This is a genomic window from Mesorhizobium sp. P5_C1 (assembly GCF_054049815.1).
Genome location: NZ_JBFULQ010000852.1, coordinates 1 through 1,661, shown reverse-complemented (window position 1 = coordinate 1,661; position 1,661 = coordinate 1). Strand labels below are relative to the sequence as shown.

General features: G+C 62.2%; 1 protein-coding gene and 1 pseudogene. Both read left to right on the top strand.

Translation table 11 applies throughout. From position 1 onward, the window contains the following. Positions 1 to 117 (top strand): annotated as a pseudogene (locus ACXJ7R_RS31930) (50S ribosomal protein L9); the annotation flags it as partial. A 268-nt stretch (positions 118 to 385) separates the two neighbouring features. Beyond that, positions 386 to 1,661, top strand: a 1,276-nt coding sequence (locus ACXJ7R_RS31925) for a class I SAM-dependent methyltransferase (protein WP_457155288.1), incomplete at its 3' end; no start/stop codon positions are given.

The following is a 1,661-nucleotide window of genomic DNA, read 5'->3' as shown; positions in this document are numbered from 1 at the left end:
GGTGAGACGCTGACCACCGCCGAAGCCATCTATGGCGACGACATCAACGACAATGCGCGGCCGGAAAACTTCTTCGACCCGAACACCGAGTTCGAAGGCGGCGAAGACAACGCCTGACGATTTGAGTTGCCGGTGCGCCCTTCCGGGCGTGCCGCACTTTAGCTTCCCAGTYGGCCTCAGCCATACTGGACCAATGCCCGGGTCTCTCGCCCGGGCATTTTTGTGCCAAATGGAACTTTTCGAACCCCTATATATTGATGCAGACTACAGCGTCGCGCGTMCTTTGGCCGCGCAAAGGACGCTGGCGCACGATCCCTTTCCCGAAAGTCGATCTCGATTTTCGGGGTCGTGGGCCGAGACAGCCTGTCTGAGGGGACATTTGGTCATGAATATTCTGCTGAAGCGCGTTCTCGACCGCCTGGTGCGCACCGGCAATCTCAAGGTAACTGGCCCCAAGGGCGCTGCGGTGGTGTTCGGCGACGGCAGCGGCGAGCCGGTGCACATGCACATCAAGACCGCGCATGCCGAGCGGGCCATCACCTTCGATCCGATGCTGGCGGTGCCGGAAGCCTACATGGACGGCGAGCTCGACATTCTCGAAGGCGGCGTGCTGGGTGTGATGCGCATCGCCTTCCAGAACATGGGCAGCGGCGGCATCGACGCCACATGGTCGAAAGCCATCGAAGGCCTGCGCCATGCCTTCCGCCGCCTGCAGCAGATCAATACCGCCTCGCGCTCGCGCCGCAACGTGCAGCGCCACTACGACCTGTCGGGCGACCTCTACCGGCTCTTCCTCGACGAGGACATGCAGTATTCCTGCGCCTATTTCGAGCAGCCGGACATGACGCTCGACGAAGCGCAGGCCGCGAAGAAACGCCACATCGCCGCCAAGCTCAGGCTGAAGGCCGGCCAGACGGTGCTCGACATCGGGTCCGGCTGGGGCGGGCTCAGCCTCTATCTCGCCAAGGCGTTCGATGTCGACGTGCAAGGTGTGACGCTGTCGACCGAACAGCATGGCGTCGCCACCGACCGCGCGCACGCGCAAGGGTTGGAAAGCCGCGTGCATTTCGAGCTCAAGGACTACCGCGAGCTCAACGAGCGTTTCGACCGCATCGTCTCGGTCGGCATGTTCGAGCATGTCGGCGTCAACCATTACCGCACCTTCTTCGACAAGTCGACGACGCTGCTCAAGCCGGATGGCGTCATGCTGTTGCACACGATCGGCCGTTCCGGCGTGCCGTGGGCGACCACCGCCTTCGTCCGCAAATACATCTTCCCGGGCGGCTATGTCCCTTCGCTCTCCGAAGTCATGCCGGCGATCGAGAAGTCGGGGCTAGTCGTCACCGACATCGAAATCCTGCGGTTGCACTATGCCGACACGCTGAAGCACTGGGGCGAGCGCTTCGCCGCCAACCGCGACAAGGCCAAGGCGATCTACGACGAGCGCTTCTGCCGCATGTGGGAGTTCTACCTGGCCGCCTCGGAAGCCGCTTTCCGCTGGCAGGATCTGGTGATCTTCCAGATCCAGATCGCCAAGAAGAACGACACCTTGCCGACGACGCGCGAGTACATGGCCAAATGCGAGAAGGCGCTTGAGATGCGCGATATGGGTCACCGTGAAACGGATCCCATCGAGAAAAGCCCGGTAGCCAAGGCATCTC